Genomic DNA, 17,166 nt, shown 5'->3' with positions numbered 1-17,166 from the left:
TCCTTGTCTCCCCTTCTTCCCTACGGTGTGACGATGTTAAACCAGAATTCAAAGTTGTCGAGCAGGGACAGGAACTCGATCAACTTTTCCTGGCTGCCTTCGACCCGGGCCTGGCCGGCGGCTGCCTTTTCAGCCAGCGTCGCTTCTCCCAGAAGGATTTCATCCAGGGCGGTGCGGGTAGTGATGAGGGTGGCGTCGGCCTGGGCGGCTTGTTTATCTTTGGCGTAGTGCAATACCCCGTTCTCCACCGTCAGCACATACTGCGCCTGGATGTCGGTGAAGTGAGCGTTGAGGGTGATCACCCGCCCGGCCGCTTTGGGGCCGATGAGGCGCACCGCCAGCAGGTCGAAGAACATCTCCAGCGACATCGCCTTGATCACGTCGGGGCTGGCCGTTTTGGGTGCGGCCAGGTCAAGCACGCCATCGCGCAGCTCTTTGGCGGCGCTGAGGTAGAAGTTGCGCCACGGGCCGGACTCTGCCTGGTAGCCCAATTGTTCCAGAGTGTCGGCTTGCAGGTCGTGGGCCGCTTTGTTGTTCGGGTCGGCAAAGACGAGGTGATTGACCACCTGGGCGACCCAACGGTACTCGCCTTTGTCAAACGATTCCCGCGCTTTCGCCAATAGGTTGTCCGCCCCGCCCATGAATTCGACGTATTTTTTGCCGGCCGCTTCCGGCGGCAGGGGTTGGAGGGTGGCCGGATTCCCATCGAAGAAGCCCAGATAATGCTGGTAGACCGCTTTGACGTTGTGGCTGACAGTGCCGTAGTAGCCGCGGTTGTACCAGGCGTGGAACAAGTCGGCCGGAAGTTGGCTTTCGACGATTTCCGGGATTTCCAGCAGGGTGTAGCCCTGATTGGCCAGGCGCATGGTTTCATCGTGCAGATATTTGTACATGTCGCGCTGTTTCTTCAAGTATTCGACGCCGGCTTCCGCCCCCCAGGTGGGCCAATGGTGGGAGGAAAAGATGGTGTCGTAACGGCCGTCAAACAGCTCAATCGCCTCGTCAATATAATGCGCCCACACTTTGGGGTTGCGCACCTGCGCCCCGCGCAAGGTGTAGAGATTGTGCATGTTATGCGAGACATTTTCCGCCATGCACAAGACGCGGTGTTGGGGGAAGAGGAAATTCATTTCGGCCGGGGCTTCCGTGCCGGGGGTCAGTTGGAACTCGATTTCCAGGCCATCTATGACCATTGTTTGGCCGGTGTGGGTAACGGTGTCGGTTGGCCCGATGAGCGTGGGGACATCGGCTGAGGTGGTTTGCCCCAGACCGGCGCCCACCTGTCCCTTGGGGTCTTTGGGCAGCAGGTTGCCATACATATAGCTGGCGCGGCGGCTCATCACATTCCCGGCGATGACGTTTTCACTGATGGCGTATTCCATGAAATGGTCCGGGGCAATCACCTTCACCTGGCCGGACTGCACATCAGCCTGGGATATCACCCCTTTCACGCCGCCCCAATGGTCAATGTGGCTGTGGGTGTAGATGACGGCGACAATGGGTTTGCGGCCGAGGTGTTGGTAGACCAGTCCCATGCCCGCTTCGGCGGTCCGCGGTGTAATCAGCGGGTCTATCACCAGATAACCGCTGTCGGTTTCGATGATGCTCATGACGGATAGGTCGAAGCCGCGAATCTGGTAGACGCCGTCGGTGACTTTGAAAAGGCCGTGGTCGTTGGCATTCAGGCGGGACTGCCGCCACAGGCTGGGGTTGACGCTGGGTGGAGCGGTCTCTTCTTCGAGGAAGAGGTAGGCGTTGAGATCCCAGACGGCACGGCCGTTTTCATCCCGAATCACCGGGTCATCCAGACTGGCGATAAAGCCTCGACCGGACGCCTCAAAGTCCCGAACGTCGTCCCAGTTCAGTGTACTGAGTAGGGCGTCGTTGACTGACTTGGTAAACCTGGTTGCATCTTTTTGCTGTGCCATAAAATCCTTCCTTTTTGTTATGATCTCATTGTCTCGGCCGCTTCCAGCCGTTCAACCGCTAACAGCGGTAAATTCACGTTGTACAGACTGCTGAGCAAGCCTATCAGCGCCGCCTGGTCGCTTATTTTGCCAGTGAGGGTGGTGGTGGTTGATTCGGGGTCGTCGTGATGGACTTGTACACGCAAATCGGCGCCCAACCATCTGGTCCAGGTTTCATCTAGCGCCCCCTGGATACAAATTCGGTAAACGGCCGTTTCGTGCATGGTTAACTTCCCTGTCATGCTTGAATCATACCGGATAACGACGGCATCATGAAGTGCCAGAAGAAGTATTATAGGAGTATTTCAGGGGTAAGCGTTCAGCCCCACCGGAGACCTGACAGTATCCATATTCGCTACGGAATCCACTTGATGTCTTTAAAATCTGGTTTGCGTTTTTCCAAAAAGGCGTTGCGGCCCTCTTTGGCCTCTTCGGTCATGTAGGCCAGACGGGTGGCCTCTCCGGCAAAAATTTGTTGCCCCACCAGACCATCGTCCGTCAGGTTCATGGCGAACTTGATCATTTTGATGGAGGTGGGTGACTTGGCCAGGATTTCTTGCGCCCATTGGTAGGCTGTCTCTTCCAGTTCCTCGTGGGGGATAACGGCGTTGACCATGCCCATCTCGTAGGCTTCCTGCGCCGAGTAATTGCGGCCGAGGAAGAATATCTCGCGCGCTCGTTTTTGCCCCACCATTTTTGCCAGATAAGCCGAACCGTAGCCCCCATCAAAGCTGGTGACGTCGGCGTCGGTCTGTTTGAAGATGGCGTGTTCCTGGCTGGCCAGGGTCAGGTCGCAGACGACGTGCAGGCTGTGGCCGCCGCCTACCGCCCAACCGGGGACGACAGCGATGACCACCTTGGGCATAAAGCGAATCAGCCGCTGTACTTCCAGGATGTTCAGCCGGGGCATCCCATCGTCGTCCACATAGCCTTGCTGGCCGCGCGTGTTCTGGTCGCCACCGCTGCAAAGGCGTAAACGCCATCTTTGCCAGACGGACCTTCGGCGGAAAACAGCACCACGCCAATGGAGGTGTCTTCGCGGGCGTCTACAAAAGCCTCGAATAGTTCGGCGACCGTTTTCGGGCGGAAGGCGTTGCGCACGTTGGGCCGGTTAAAGGCGATGCGCGCTACGCCATCGGACTTTTTATAGGTGATGTCTTGATATTCTTTGACGGTTATCCAGTTTGGTTTGTTCATAAGGGTATTTTAACGAAAAAACGGCCGTCACAAAATCTTTCGCCTGATTGTTCCGCAGCACGGCCGTAATCCCTGTTTTTGCGCGACATAAAGTTGTTTTCGATTAAATCTAAGGAACATCTGGACAAAGACTCCCGGCAGCCTGGAATCTCGGCTATACTTCTGCTCCATGAAACTTCTCTCAGGTGTCCTTCCTCAAGAAAAAAAATGGCGCGTCCTGATTTTGCTGAATCCGTCGGGTGAATTGGGGCGCGCCTGGCAGTTGGGTCTGGCGTTGGCCCGCGCCAACAATGGGCAATTGATTGTTGCGGCGCTGGCTGCCGGAGAAAATGCTGAAACGGTGGCGGCCTGTCAATCCACGTTAACAGCGGCGCAAGGCGTTTGTCCACCAGATTGTGACACGACTGCCCTATTGGTTAGCGGCCCAGACGCCACGCAAACCCTGGTAGATCTCACGCGCAAAGCGGGAATTGACTTACTGCTGGCCCATGCCGACAGCCAAATGCGATACGATCTAAACCGCGTTCCTTGCGCGGTCATTGCCTTGCGCGGCGACCGCGAGGAAGTGGTGGGAACAACGGCCGTCCCCAGACAGTCCGGTCTCAAGAAAATCCTCGTGCCCACTGCCGGTGGTCCAAACACAGCCCATGCGCTTACCTTCTTGCTGCCGCTTACGCCAGACACACAAATAACTGTCTTGTATGTGGCGTCGGTCCACCAGGTATCTGGCGCGGAAGCCCTGGGCTATGCGCGCTTGCGGCAGTTGTTAGAATTTGTGGATGCCAACGGCCGTATCGAAAGTAAACTGGTCCAGGCAGACTCGGTATCCGAAGCCATTGTTCGGGAAGCTGCCACCGGATATGACCTGGTTATCATCGGTTCCAGCCGGGAGAGTTCCATAGACAAGGCGCTTTTTGGCGATATTCCCGGCGCAGTGGTGCGCATGAGCAAGCGCCCAGTTGCTGTCGCGCGCGAACCACGTCGTCTGTTTGCCAATCTCGGCGAACGCCTTTCCTGGCGTCTGCAAATGCTCATCCCCCGCCTGAGCGTAACCGACCGTGCCGATGCCTACGTGCGTATTCGCCGCAATGCCCGGCCAGACGTAGATTATTATATGCTCATCTCTCTAGCCGCCATGATTGCGTCGCTGGGGCTTGTGGTAAACAGCCCGGCGGTGGTGATTGGCGCCATGCTGGTAGCCCCACTCATGTCCCCGATCATCGGCGTGGGGCTGGCCACCGTGTTAGGCGACGCCCGGTTCTTGAAGCGATCGATTACGGCCGTACTGCAAGGCGTCATTCTGACGATTATGGTGGGGGCGATAGCCGGATTAATCACCTTTAACCAGCCGCTTTCCAACGAAATATTGGCGCGCACCCAGCCCAGCCTGATTGATCTGGGCATCGCCTTATTTTCTGGTCTGGCGGCCGCCTATGCCCTGTGCCGTTCCGACGCTGCCGGGGCGCTGCCGGGAGTGGCGATTGCCGCGGCGCTTGTTCCGCCCCTGACAGCTGTGGGCTTAACGTTGATGGCCGCCGTTGTTTCCCTTTTCCAAATGCCAGTGCTTAGTCTGACGGCCGTGTTAGCCAATGACGCCTTCCGTCTACCGTTGGGCGCGTTGTTGCTGTTTATGACCAACTTTGTGGCCATTGCTTCGGCTTCCTCATTTATGTTTCTGGTATTGGGGTTCCGGCCAACCACCACGCGCAAGGATCGCAAGCGCATTCAAACGCGCGCCTTCCGGGTCTCTTTGTTCTCACTGGTTTTGGTAACGGCCTTGTTGGCCTTTTTTACGTTTGAACTGCTGAAAAGCCGGCAAGCAGAAGCGCGCATCTACCAGGTAACAGACCAACTTGTACAAGAAGTGGTCGGCGCGGAATTGGTGGATTTGCAGATCGTTTCTTTTCAAAATGGCGCGCTGCAAATGGAGTTGGTGGTGCGCTCTACCAGCGCTATCCCACTTTTTGCCGTAGAAAGCTTGCAAGAAAACATTGGCGCCACCTTATCCAATGAAGGGATTCTTGACAAAATTGGCTTGACGATGGAAGTGATTGAAGTAACAAAACTGGACCCGCTGGTTCCACCAGCGGCGACGCCAACCGTGGCCCCCACACCTGATCCAGAGACGGCCGACGGAAGCGCTGAATGAATTAAGTTTTGTCCTTCGGGAGCTAAAAGCGCGGCAAATGCCCGGCGTCATCTTGCAAGAGTGGAGAGCATCGTGCCCATGCTGCGCGTCGCCATCGAACCGCCGAACTCGCCAGTCCTGGGCGCAGGGTAAAAGCCCACGTCATCCGCGTCCAGGCCAGTTGAAGATTGGTCCAATCTGGGCCATGTAATTTCTCGATGATCGCTAAGCGGGCAGCTTCCCTTTTTGCCAGGGCCAGACGCCAACGGTAATATCGCGCCGCTGGAAAAAGAACGCCGCCAGCCCAAACGCCGCCAGACTGAACAGCAGGAGCGCAACGACATTGCTGCCCACTTGCCCATTGAGCAGTGCATTGGCCGAAGCATCAAAGTAGTGGAACAAGAAAATCCATTTGAGATTTTCCAGCGACTCGATCATGCCAGTCAGATTGTTGCCCAGGTAGCTAATGAGTACGACAGCGGTGGCGATGGCCGAGGCGGCGCGACGGTTGGGCGTGAATGCGCCGAGGAAGAGGCTGATCATGGCAAAGCCCATCGTCAGGGGCCAGGCCGCCAGCAAACTGGCAAAGACATTCATCGGCAGCACTTCGGTGGTTATCTGGCTGGAGATATTGGCCAGGGTTAAGGCGGCTGCCAGTCCAACGGTGGACAGGATGACCAGCAGGGCAAAGCCGGTGGCGATTGCTTTGGTGGCGATAATTTGCCAGCGGGGTAGGGGGGACGTAATGATCATCTCTAAACGGCCGTCATCCTCTTCACCGGCTAAGGTTCCGGTGCCGCTGACAACGGCATAAATGGAAATAATCACCGGAACCAAATTGGTGACGGTGGAAGCCATATAATCCTCGAAGCTGCCCATGCTGATACCCATCGCCTGATAGATAGCCAGGTCCATCATTGCTTGAAAATTGACCATCTGCTCGGCAAAGGAGGGGTATAAACCGACGTACACCACGGGGAAAAAGCAGAGGGCCAGTCCCCAGCCGATCATGGCATTACGCCGAAAATAGAGTTCTTGTCGTAACAGTCTAAACATGGTCGCCTCCATTTTGCCGGCTGTAATAGGCCAGGAAGATGTCTTCCAGGGAGACAGACTCGGTTTTGATGTTGGTGATGTGGTAAGTAACGGCCGTTGCCATGACCGCATTTAAATTAGCCTTGATTTCCAAAGACACCCCCTGCTCGTCGCGGGAAATTTCTGTCACCCCGTCGAAAGCAAAGGCGTCAGCCGGCGGCATTGTGACAAAATCGAGCCGTACCCGCTTGAAGTGCTGCCGCACCAAATCCTCGATGCGCTGCGTTGCCACCAATTCTCCTTCACGGATAATGCCCACGCGGTCACAGACAGCTTGTACTTCCGGCAAAATGTGAGACGAGAAAAAGACGGTACGGCCGTCGGCTTTCGCCTCGCGCACTATTTCCAACACACTTTGCTGCACCAATGGGTCCAGCCCACTGGTCGGCTCATCGAGAATTAGCAAATCGGGCTTGTGCATGAAAGCGGCCACAACACCCACTTTTTGCTTGTTTCCCCGGGAGAATTCACGGATTTTCCGGTCGGCGTCCAGATTAAGCCGTTCACATAATAAATCCCGATACGCCTTATCACCCTGGTTGCCCCACAGCGCATCTATCATCTCGAAAAATTCTTGCGCCTTCATGTTGGCGTACAGGCTCAACTCACCGGGCAGATAGCCTACCCGTTGGCGGATGGCGACGCCTTCTTTTTGGCAATCTTTGCCAAAGATGAATGCCTGCCCTTTAGTGGGGCGAATCACGTCGAGCAAGACCCGTTGGGTGGTGGTCTTGCCCGCGCCGTTTGGCCCTAAGAAGCCAAACACTTCTCCTTTTTCGACCGTCAGATTGACATCAATAATTCCACGATGTCGGTTGTAATAGACGGTCAGGTCTCTGGTTTCTATTACATGGTCCATAATTGTCGTCCCTGCTTTGCATCTGCCAAGGAGTTTGTCGCCTCTAGCAGGTTGTCGGAAAAGTAGAAATGGATACACGGATGACACGGATTTAACGGATTTACACCGATTTTCTGGTGATGTATCCGTAAAAATCCGTCGAATCCGTTCAATCCGTGTACCTATCCTGAGTTCTCCGACAGGCTGGTAGGATGCTGTTGTTGGGAGTAAAGATAGCCGAGAACGGCCGTTTTTACCAACAACTCCACCGGTAAGTCCAGGGCTTTTCAGTGGTCGGTCATCCCAATGATGCAGCCGCGAAATTCTTTTCGCGTTCTCGCGTGGTGTATGAAACGCGATTATGGGCATGGTTCATCAAGCGAAACATCTTTTTTACAAATTCGCGCTGCATTGTCATGCTGAGCGGAGTCTTCGGAGCGAAGCATCCCGCTGCCGCCAGAGGAACGGGATCCTTCGGAGGATGCTTCGGCTTCGCTCAGCACAGGCTCTCAGCATGACACGCTTGAAATGAACCATGCCTGAACTGAGTATGCAGTTTAATTTTTGGGGGTCATTATGGGCAAAGCAAACAGGCCTCGGTGAGACTCAATCCCATCAAGAAACACAGTCCTGTCGGCGGCGTCAGTAATGCCGACCGCCTGCTGGCGCAGCATCTCTATCCCGTGGGCCAGCACTTGCTCTGCGCGTTTATCGCCTTTCGCTTGCAGCAGTATCACACAATGCAAATACATCTCGCCAGGCGCGTCGCAATCGGGTTGGGGATTGTTGGCCAGATACGTCAGAGCCGCTTCCAGCAGGGGCCAGGCGTCGGACGGCCGTCCGGCGGCATGGTAGACAGCGGACAGAGCGGCCTGTGTTTCGGCCAACAGCCCCGTCATGTCTAACGCTTGCCAGATGATAATGGCGTCATGGTAAACGGCCGTTGCCCGTTCCCACTGTTTCTGTCCCCGCAGCGCATGACCCAAACTGGTCAACCCATACGCCCGCAGCAGCGGATTACCGATTTCGGCAGCGATAGCCAGCGCCGCTTCGGCCTGTTGTTCCGCTGTTTGCCGGTCGCCCCGATAGTGAGAGACGAGAGCCAGCCGGGTCAACGTTGTGCCAACGCTGCGTTTGTCTTGAATGGCGCGGTAGGTCTCTAAAACGGCCGTCAACCACCGTTCCGCCTCTTCATATTGCCCCAAGGTCAGCGCCAGGTCAGCCAGATACCGCTGGGTGTCCGCGATTCCCTTGCGCTGTCCAATCTCCTGATACCAGGCCAAAGCCTGCGCGTAATAAGTTCGCGCCCGGCTAAAATCGTAGTCCCAGGCCGCCCCGCGCCCCAACATATTGGCCGCCAGCGCCGCATTGGCACGGTCGCCCATCTGCTGAAAAACAGCCAGGGATTCCTGAAAATACGCCTCTCCCTGCTTTTCTTGCCCCAGATTGCTGGCGACAGTGCCCAGCGCCACCAACACACGGGCGCTGCTCAGGCCAGTGGGGTCCACCTGCCGCTGCATCGCCAGCGCTTTTTCCAGAAGTTCCTTGGCGGCTGCATAATCCCCGCGCCGAAAATAGACAGACCCCAATGCCTGGTAAGTTCGCGCCAGCCCCAGCGGGTCGCCGCTTGCCTCATAGATGGTCAACGCCTGGCGGATCGCCTGTTCCGCCTGATCATAATCGCCCGTTCGTTCACCCAACTGCCCCAGCAAACGCCACGCCTGCGCCTGAAGCCAGGGGTTTTGGGCCGCTTCAGCTTCAACCAGCGCCTGAGCAATAGTCTCCTGGGCTGCGGCTGCATTTCCCTGGCGCAAAGAAACGGCAGCCTTGATGAGATGCGCCTGGGCCAACAGGGCAGGGCTTGGCAGTCCAGCAGCAAATGCAGCGGCAACGGCCGTTGCCGCCGCCGCGTACTCCTGCCGTTCCAACAAAAAAGCCGCAAGATAAAGTTTCAGCGTCGGGTTGGCCGCCGCGAGGCCATCCAGAGCCGCGCCAAATGCGGCCTCGCCCGCCTGGAATAATCCGGCTACCTCATAAAAGCGGGCCAATCCGGGGGCCATCGCCAGCAGCAGCGCCGTGTTTCCGGCGCTAATTCCCTCCTGCCAGGCCACTTCAATATTGGCTAAATCGGCCAGCAGTTGGCGGGCAACGGCCGTTTGCTGCGGACCGCGCAAAGCACCTGTGGCCTGTTCTAGCTGGGCGGTAAAATAGGCAGCGTGGTCGGCAGCAGCTTGGCGCTGATCACCCAGCCGCTCCAGAGCGTATTGGCGGATGAGTTCGTGCAGGGCATAACGGCCGTTTCCCGTGGCGCGGATGAGCGTTTTGGCCGCCAGACTTGCCAGCAGCGCCGGTGACGCAGCGGCGACAGCCAGCGCCGCCGGAGGCGTAAAGCCACCATGAAACAACGCCAGCCGGGGCAAAGCCGCCTGCTGCGCCGCCGTCAGCAGCGCCCAGGAATGGTCGAACACAGCCCGCAAACTGCGATGGCGGGTGGGCACGTCGCGCATCGTCGTCGCCAGCCGGTCGAAACTGCCCCGGATTTGCACCAGCAGTTGCGGCGGCGCTTCGGCGTCCAGCAGGGAAGCGGCCAGTTCCAGCGCCAGCGGCGCGCCTTCCACCATACGGCAGAGGTCGGCTACGGCCGTTTCTTCTCCCGCCAACGTAAAATCAGGCCGCACCCGCTGCCCCATCTGCACAAAAAGCTGCACCGCGTCGAAAGCGGCCACGTCCACTGCCGCAATGGGCGGCGTGGGCAGTCCCGCCACCGGCAGGCGCGTCTCCCAGCGCAGTTGCAGATATTCCCGTGACGTGACCAGCAGGTGCAGCCGGGGCGCGTCTTCTAGCAAGGCTACGACCAGATCGGCGGCCGGTTCTAGCGCCTGCTCTACGTTGTCAAGCAGCAGGAGCATCTCCTTGTCGCGCAGGTAGGCCAGCAGTTCCGCCTGCTCCGCGCCCACGACCAGGGTCAGCCCCAGGGCCGCGGCGATGGCCTGCACCAGTCCGGCGCGATTGGTCGCTTCCGCCAGCGGCGCAAAAACGACGCCATCAAGAAAAGCGTAAGCCTGGTCGCTGGCGGCGGCCAGGGCCAGCCGCGTTTTACCGCTGCCGCCCGGCCCAGCCAGGGTAATCAGCCGCCGCGCCGGGTCGTTGAACCAGGTGAAAAGCTGCCCCAATTCGGCGGCGCGGCCAACCAGCGGCGTGGGCTGCGGGGGCAAGTTGTGCGGGTGGGGGCGTTGGCGGGCGGCCTGGATGCTTTGGTAAACGGCCGTTGTCTCGGCCATTGGTTCTACGCCCAACTCTTCTTGCAGCAGGGTACGGCAGGTTTCATACTGCCTCAGGGCAGCGTTGAACTGATCGGTGCGCGCCAGCAGCCGCATGAGCGCCCGGTGGGATTGTTCGCGCCACGGCTCGATAGCCAGCAGGCGGCGCAGGCTGGCGATGGCTTTGTCCCACTCCCCGGTCTGGCTGTGCTGTTGGGCCAGATGGTCCAGAGCAGTGAGGGCCAGCAGCCGCCACCGTTCCCGCTCTTGTTGCAGCCAGCTTTCCAATTCGGGCGCGTCCTGGGGGTAGAGGCCATCGAGGAAGGGGCCGCGATAGTGGGCGACGGCGGCGTCCAGGGTGGCGTCGTTTTTGTCGAGAGCTTGCTGGAGAACGGCCGTATCCAGCCAGACGGGTTGGTCGGGGTTGAGAACGGCCGTTTTGCGGGTAGCCTCAATGGCGTTGGGCAGGAGTTGGCGCAGGTTGTAAACGGCCGTGCTCAGATTCGCCCGCGCCCGTTCCTCGCTCATCTCCCCCCACAACAGCCCGGCGAGCTGCGGCCGGCTGTGTTCACCAGGGTTGAGAAGCAGGTAACAAAGCAGGAGAAGTTCTTTCTCGGATGCAAAGCCCATTACCGGCTGGTCGTCCAGGCTAATTTGTGGGCGTCCCAACAGATGGAACTTGAGCATCAGGGAGGCCCCTCAGGAGTAGTCATGAAGTAGAAGGTAAGTTTTTCTGAAGGGCTTCAATCGTAGCCGTCAAAATATCGCGGAAGGTGTCATCTTTTAGCAAGGCTACGCGCTTAACTATCAAACCTGCATTTGCAGTAAACAGCTTCAAAGGCCGAGCATAGCTGACAGCGCTTAGCTCGCCTTTATCCAAATCAACATGAGACAAGCGAATAGCAACCGGATCAATATACGCTTTACTCGTAATCTGGCACAGAAGCCAATCATCATGCCCAGTTTCTGCTAAAACCAGAGCGGGGCGAAGTTTTGTGCCAGAAAGGTCTGAAAAGGGAAATGGAATTATAACGATGGAAGCTGGGCTAAGTGCGACCATGCCTCATCCTCCTCCGGTTGTTCCCAATCCCGCGCTAGAGCCGATTCGCTGAGCAAAGCCAGATTAAAGACTTCTTCTGACGGCTCTTCATCGAGTATGGTAATAATCACCCGACGTGATTTTGGTAGGTTGATCTTCCTTAGGACACGCACCTTGCCTTCTTGGTCAATCATTCCTTCAATTGCCTGAAGCATTGTTCCCGCTCCTTTTTAGCAAATTAGATACCATTTTCAGGTATGACCCCTAATTGATACTGAATTGAGAATAGCCGTGTATGCTGCTGCTTATCTGGTCATTATAGCAAACATGACCGGAAAAGAGACACGGCAGATGAACAATCACCCTCTTAACCATCGCACCTTAATCCTGCGCTGCTGGTCAGAGCAGGATGACGCTGAGTCCCGGCGCTTCTGGCGCTTCCACCTGCAATGGCTGGACACCCAGGAGCGGCAGAGCTTCGCCGACGTGGAAACCTTGCTGGCTTTGCTGGCAGATATTTTTAATGGAGAAAACGAATGAAACGCATTGGCCTTCTACTTATTATATTGATCCTCATGCTCTCAGTGCTGCCCGCCCATCTGCACGGGCAAAACGGCACGCCGGTACCGACCGCTGAGCCGGCCGAAGCGCCCCCTGAGCCGGCCGAAGCGCCCATCATCCACGTCAGCGAACGGGAGGCGGGGTTTGATTTGTGGCGCATGGAACCGGTGCAGAATGGGGGAGAAACGGCCGTGGCCCTCCTCGCCCCCACCGCCATCAACGACCTGGGCGACTGGAGCAACACCGCCGCCCTAATTTGCATTCTGCCGCAGGGCGCTGCCTACAACTACTCATTCCCTTTCACCTTTCTGCCCCCTCCTTTCGATTTCCCGCCCTCGGCCGCGACCTACCTGACCAACCTGGGTTTAAAGCATTGCGCCCCCTATCTCAGTCCCCCACCCACACGTACCGTCACCAACGTTTCTAACTGCCAGGCTACGTTTGCCCAAACCGCCATGGGCGGCAAATACAGCAACCTCTTTGGCTTCCCCTCCCCGTTCAGCGAACTCACCCCCTGGACCGATTGGGGTCAGTTGGGCACGCCGGAACTGCTCCATTGGAGTACCAGCGTGGATGTCTCTGCGAGGCATGGCGGCCAGTTTACCGGCTCGCAAATCACCTTCCCTACCGGCATCAACCACGTCGTTTGGCGTGGGGAAACGCTGATCCACTTTATGGATTACGTCTTCATCTATATCCCCGGCCTGGGGCAAGATCACAAAAGGCTCAGAACAGCCCTCTCGGTGACCAAGTTTTTTGGCGACCAAACAGTTCGTTTCCTGGTTGCCGCCAATCCAAACCCCCACGGCATCTATAACGAGGAATTGCAGTACGTGGTCGTTACCGATTTTGTGGCCCCCACCATTGGCACATCCATGGCCAACGTCACCATTGAGGCGACTGAGCCGGGGGGCGTCTCCCGCCTCACCTATCTGCCGGTTTTGGAGCGGACCATCACCACCAGCGACAACTGCGACCCCTACCCCCGGCTGAGGTGGTCAGACGCCCCGGAATTTGCCCGCGTCAACGAGAGCTACACCATCACCTGGGAAGTGCGCGACAGCGGCCCGCATGGGCTGTCTGGCGGCTTTAACGCGGCCACTTTGCAGCAAACGGTGACGGTGGTGGACACCCTCGCCCCCACGATTCTGGCCCCGCCGCCGATTGTCACCGAAACGGCGACCATTCCTGCCCCCCTCAATCTGGGCCACCCGGCCGTTTTTGACCTGGCCGATTTGAACCCAGCGGTCAGCCATAATGGGTGCAGCCGGCCGGGCGTCGTTTGTGCCGGGGATGAGATTCGTTTTCCGGCGGGGGTAACGGCCGTTACCTGGACCGCCACCGACAGCGCTGGTAACAGCGATACGGCCGTGCAAACCATCAACATCAAAGCGCCAGGGACCAATAATACGCCCACCGCCCATAACCAGACCGGCGGCAACGCCCCGCAAGCCATCGCCTACGAACCGATCACCCTCACCCTCGCCGCCCAAGACCCCGATCAGGACCCGCTCTGGTTCCGCCTGGAAACCCAGCCGGAGAACGGCTTCTTCCACGCCCCGCTCTACCCCTACTTCATTCAGGATTACCGCCTGGCTAATTTCCAGGAGATCTCCTTCACCGAATACTGCCAGAACCCCGATCACCGGCAGCAGTACGTACCCACCAACTGGCCGGTAAACGCCACCTTCATGGCCGTCAACGATGAGGGCGTCGTCTACGTCCACGATCAGGGCATGATCTACTGTCTACAATCTGGAGACATCAGTCAGAGTTACCGCCTGGCCGTTTTTCGGCCTGATGGTACCTGGGACCAGGTCCAGTCCAGCTTTGACACGAAGGGTATTTACCTGGATTGGCGTCTGGGCACCCTCATAGCCGCCAGCCACAGCCCTAGCGTTGGCGAAGCGAGCTGGGTGCGTCAATACGACATGGACTTGAATTTGATCGCTCAATATCGCATGGACAACGCCACGCCGCAATTCTACTCGCCGAAACATGCGCTGATAGACGAGCAAGGCATTCTCTACGTCACCAACGGCTCCATCCTTTCCGGCTCGGCCCAGTTATACCTGTACGATACCACTGGCCCCAGTAATCCGACGCTGCTGGCTAATTACGCCATCCCCAACGTGGTCTTTACCAACCTGGCCCTTGATTCCGCTGGCAACCTGTACGCCGCGGCCGGTAAAGGAACGGGTAACAGCGGCATCAACCGCATTTACAAATGGGGCTCGGCTGCCCTGGATGCTCAGGGCAATTTCACCCCGGGCGATTTGATCGGCTGGCTGGGCAAATGTGACTTTGGCCCCGGCTGTGACATCGCCCACCAGCGCAGCTTTGGTTTTAGCTGTACCGATACCACCTGCGGCATCAACAGCGGCGGCCAAAATTACGGCAGCGGCCCCGGCCAGTTCCACAGCCCGCGCGGTATTGCCCTGGACGGCAACGACATCCTCTACGTCACCGATTACTTTAACCAGCGAGTGCAGCGTTTTACCCCCGAAGGCCACTTCGCCGGGCAGGCCATTTCCGAATGCGACGGCTCCTGCTTTGTCCTGGGCGATTTTGGCCAGCCCAAGCAGGTGACTGTCAACTCCACCCATTTCTACGTACTGGACGACAATACCGATCTGCTGCACGTCTTCGAGACCACGCCGCTGACGCCCCTTTCGCCCACCAGCGCCCGCGTTGTCTACCAGTCGGACAACAACTTTGTGGGCACGGACAGCTTCACCTTTGGCGTGACCGATGGGCTGGCCAGCAGCAACCCGGCGACGGTGCAAATTGCCGTCAGCCGCAACTTCCGCCCGCCGCAGGCCGACCGGGAGTTGACCTTTGCCACGAACGAGGACGTACCGGTCGCCGTTACCCTGAGCGGTTACGATCCCGACGAGCCGCTGGATACGCTGACCTTCCAGATTGCCACGCCGCCGACGAATGGTATCATCAGCGGCAGTGGGGCCAGCCGCACCTACACGCCCAATCCAGATTACAACGGCGTGGACACTTTCACCTTTGTCGCTTACGATGGCCGTACCCACTCCACGCCAGAAACAATCACCATGACCATCGCCGCCGTCCACGACGCGCCCCGTTTCCCGGAGGAAAACCAGAACTTCGCCTACCGGCTGGGTGGCGGCTTTGACCTCACCCGCCTGGCAGCGCTGGATAATATGCAGATTGGTCGCGGCTTCAAGACGATGTTCAAAGTAGACTTTTTCGACCCCGACATTCCCGACCAGCATATGGTGACGGTGAACTGGGGCGACGGCAGCCCGGTAGAGCCGGAAGGGCGCATTTTGGAGGATGGTACCGTGACCGGTCCCCTGCTCAACCAGGGCGTAGGCGGCTACGGTTCAGTCACGGCCGAACACGTTTTCACGCAAAACGGCGGCTTCACTGTGCAAATTTGCGTCACCGACCAGGTAACGGTGGACGATGATGGCAACAAAGCGCCAACGGCCGTATCCCAAACCACCTGCCACCCCATCCCCGTCACCGTTTCCACCATGGTAGACGTGCTGCTCGACGTAGCCGCCGCCTCCAGCCCGGCAGCCATCGGCCAACCGCTGGCCTACGCCCTATCGCTGCACAACAACCCACCGACAGCGGGCGCAGGGCTAACTGCCACCAACCTGGTAGTCAGCGCCACGCTAGATGCGCGGCTGACCTACGTGTCGGCCAGCAGCAGCGCCGGAAGCTGCACCCGGGCGGCACAGGTAGTGACCTGCCAGATGAATGCGCTGCCGGTGGGAGAAACGGCCGTCATCCAGATCAACACCACCCTCAGCAGTCAGCTAACCCCAGGGGCGCGGCTGGAAACCGAGGCCTCCTTCCAACTGGCCCAGGCCAACCAGGCGGAGACGCAGGGTGGCTTTGCCCTGACCACCGTCGTCGCCCCGGCCAATTTCATCGTCACCACCATCACCGACGCGCCAGACGCCAATCCCGGCGACGGCCAATGCCGCACGGCCGACAATGTGTGCAGCCTGCGGGCAGCCATCGAGCAGGCCAACGCCACGCCCGGCCATCAGACCATCGCCCTTGACCACCAGACCTATCTGCTGGATGCGCCCCTGGTCATTACCGGCGACGTGACGATTACCGGCTTGGGGCAGGGGGAGACGATTCTGGCCGGGCAGGGTAACGGCCGTATCCTGACCATCAACAGCGGCGTCAACGTCAGCCTCAACAACCTCACCCTCACCCGCGGCAGCGAGCCGGACGGCTTTGGCGGCGGCGTGCTGAACAACGGGACGCTGACCCTTAACGGCGTCACCATCAGCCACAACGACGCGGCCACAGGCGGCGGCATCTGGAACCAGGGCGACCTGATCGTGAGCCACAGCGCCATTGTGGGCAACCGCAGTGATGAGTCAGGCGGTGGCCTGCACAACCAGGGAACAGCCGCCCTGACCAACGTCACCATCAGCGGCAACCGGGCGGCCAGCGGCGGTGGCATTGGCGGCGGTGGTACGAACACATTGACCAACGTGACGATTAGCAGCAACCAGGCCACCGGCAGCGGCGGCGGACTCAATGGCGGTCCGGCTAACTTTACCTTGCGCAACACCATTCTGGCCGGAAACAGCGCCGCCGCGGCCGGCCCCAATTGTGGTTACGGCTTTACCTCCCAGGGCTACAACCTGATTGACAACATCAGCGGCTGCGCCATTAGCGGCAACACGGTGGGCAACATCATCGGCCAGAATCCGCGCCTGCTGCCCTTGCTGTCCGACAAAGGCGCGCCGCCCACGGCCGCTCTGCGCGGCGGCAGTCCGGCCATTGACGCCGGAACCTGCCAGACGGCAGCCGATCAGCGGGGCGTGGCCCGGCCGGTGGATGGGGATCTGAACGGGCAAGCTCGCTGCGACATCGGCGCGTATGAGTTTGAGCCGCTGCAACTGTATTTGCCGGTGTTGGTCCGTTAGGAAGATCAGTGATGTGGGGTGGGAAACGGCCGTTTTCTTGCTTGCTTATTATTTGCGGGAAAACGGCCGTTTCCCACCTCATTTTCCCTTCTCAATCCCCGTACATATTGGGTATGAATGAGCGAAAACCCACTATACTACCGCTTT

General features: G+C 58.5%; 10 protein-coding genes and 1 pseudogene. 3 read left to right on the top strand and 8 right to left on the bottom strand.

Translation table 11 applies throughout. The features are described from left to right. Nucleotides 1-20 precede the first annotated feature (20 nt). The 3 genes and pseudogenes from IPM39_24630 to IPM39_24620 form a co-directional block, all read right to left on the bottom strand. Complete coding sequence (locus IPM39_24630; GenBank protein ID MBK8989210.1) at nucleotides 21-1,928, bottom strand: MBL fold metallo-hydrolase; 1,908 nt, start codon at nucleotides 1,926-1,928, stop codon at nucleotides 21-23. A gap of 17 nt (nucleotides 1,929-1,945) precedes the next feature. Next, on the bottom strand, nucleotides 1,946-2,191 hold the full coding sequence (locus tag IPM39_24625; protein MBK8989209.1) for a hypothetical protein: 246 nt from the start codon (nucleotides 2,189-2,191) through the stop codon (nucleotides 1,946-1,948). A 131-nt stretch (nucleotides 2,192-2,322) separates the two neighbouring features. Then, nucleotides 2,323-3,164: pseudogene (locus tag IPM39_24620) on the bottom strand (1,4-dihydroxy-2-naphthoyl-CoA synthase). Between the two features lie 169 nt (nucleotides 3,165-3,333). On the opposite strand from IPM39_24620, the gene IPM39_24615 reads away from it, so the two are divergent. Then, the gene (locus IPM39_24615) at nucleotides 3,334-5,313 is read left to right on the top strand and encodes a DUF389 domain-containing protein (protein MBK8989208.1); all 1,980 of its coding nucleotides are present in this window, start codon (nucleotides 3,334-3,336) and stop codon (nucleotides 5,311-5,313) included. Between the two features lie 204 nt (nucleotides 5,314-5,517). On the opposite strand, the gene IPM39_24610 is transcribed toward IPM39_24615, so the two are convergent. The 5 genes from IPM39_24610 to IPM39_24590 all read right to left on the bottom strand — a co-directional run bounded on the left by IPM39_24610 (nucleotide 5,518) and on the right by IPM39_24590 (nucleotide 11,739). Further along, nucleotides 5,518-6,348 (bottom strand): ABC transporter permease subunit, encoded by an 831-nt coding sequence (locus IPM39_24610; GenBank protein ID MBK8989207.1) that lies wholly within the window; start codon nucleotides 6,346-6,348, stop codon nucleotides 5,518-5,520. Further along, nucleotides 6,341-7,249: an ABC transporter ATP-binding protein gene (locus IPM39_24605; GenBank protein MBK8989206.1), complete on the bottom strand. Its 909-nt coding sequence runs from the start codon at nucleotides 7,247-7,249 to the stop codon at nucleotides 6,341-6,343. Before IPM39_24605 ends, IPM39_24610 begins: the two co-directional genes overlap by 8 nt. A gap of 533 nt (nucleotides 7,250-7,782) precedes the next feature. Next, entirely contained in the window at nucleotides 7,783-11,172 is a 3,390-nt protein-coding gene (locus IPM39_24600; protein MBK8989205.1) for a tetratricopeptide repeat protein, read from the bottom strand. A gap of 22 nt (nucleotides 11,173-11,194) precedes the next feature. Then, a complete protein-coding gene (locus IPM39_24595) occupies nucleotides 11,195-11,545 on the bottom strand; it encodes a type II toxin-antitoxin system PemK/MazF family toxin (GenBank protein ID MBK8989204.1) in 351 nt (116 codons plus the stop codon). Beyond that, on the bottom strand, nucleotides 11,512-11,739 hold the full coding sequence (locus tag IPM39_24590) for a hypothetical protein (GenBank protein MBK8989203.1): 228 nt from the start codon (nucleotides 11,737-11,739) through the stop codon (nucleotides 11,512-11,514). Before IPM39_24590 ends, IPM39_24595 begins: the two co-directional genes overlap by 34 nt. A gap of 136 nt (nucleotides 11,740-11,875) precedes the next feature. Here IPM39_24590 and IPM39_24585 point away from each other — a divergent pair, with 136 nt between their 5' ends. Both IPM39_24585 and IPM39_24580 read left to right on the top strand, forming a co-directional pair. After that, a complete protein-coding gene (locus tag IPM39_24585; protein MBK8989202.1) occupies nucleotides 11,876-12,064 on the top strand; it encodes a hypothetical protein in 189 nt (62 codons plus the stop codon). Further along, nucleotides 12,061-17,019 (top strand): CSLREA domain-containing protein, encoded by a 4,959-nt coding sequence (locus tag IPM39_24580; GenBank protein ID MBK8989201.1) that lies wholly within the window; start codon nucleotides 12,061-12,063, stop codon nucleotides 17,017-17,019. The genes IPM39_24585 and IPM39_24580 overlap by 4 nt, the downstream gene beginning before the upstream one ends. The last annotated feature ends 147 nt before the right edge of the window (nucleotides 17,020-17,166 follow it).

It is taken from the genome of Candidatus Leptovillus gracilis, from assembly GCA_016716065.1.
In the GTDB taxonomy this organism is placed as follows: domain Bacteria; phylum Chloroflexota; class Anaerolineae; order Promineifilales; family Promineifilaceae; genus Leptovillus; species Leptovillus gracilis.
The sequence above is the reverse complement of the archived record's forward strand: the minus strand, read 5'-3'. Positions and strand labels throughout refer to the sequence as shown.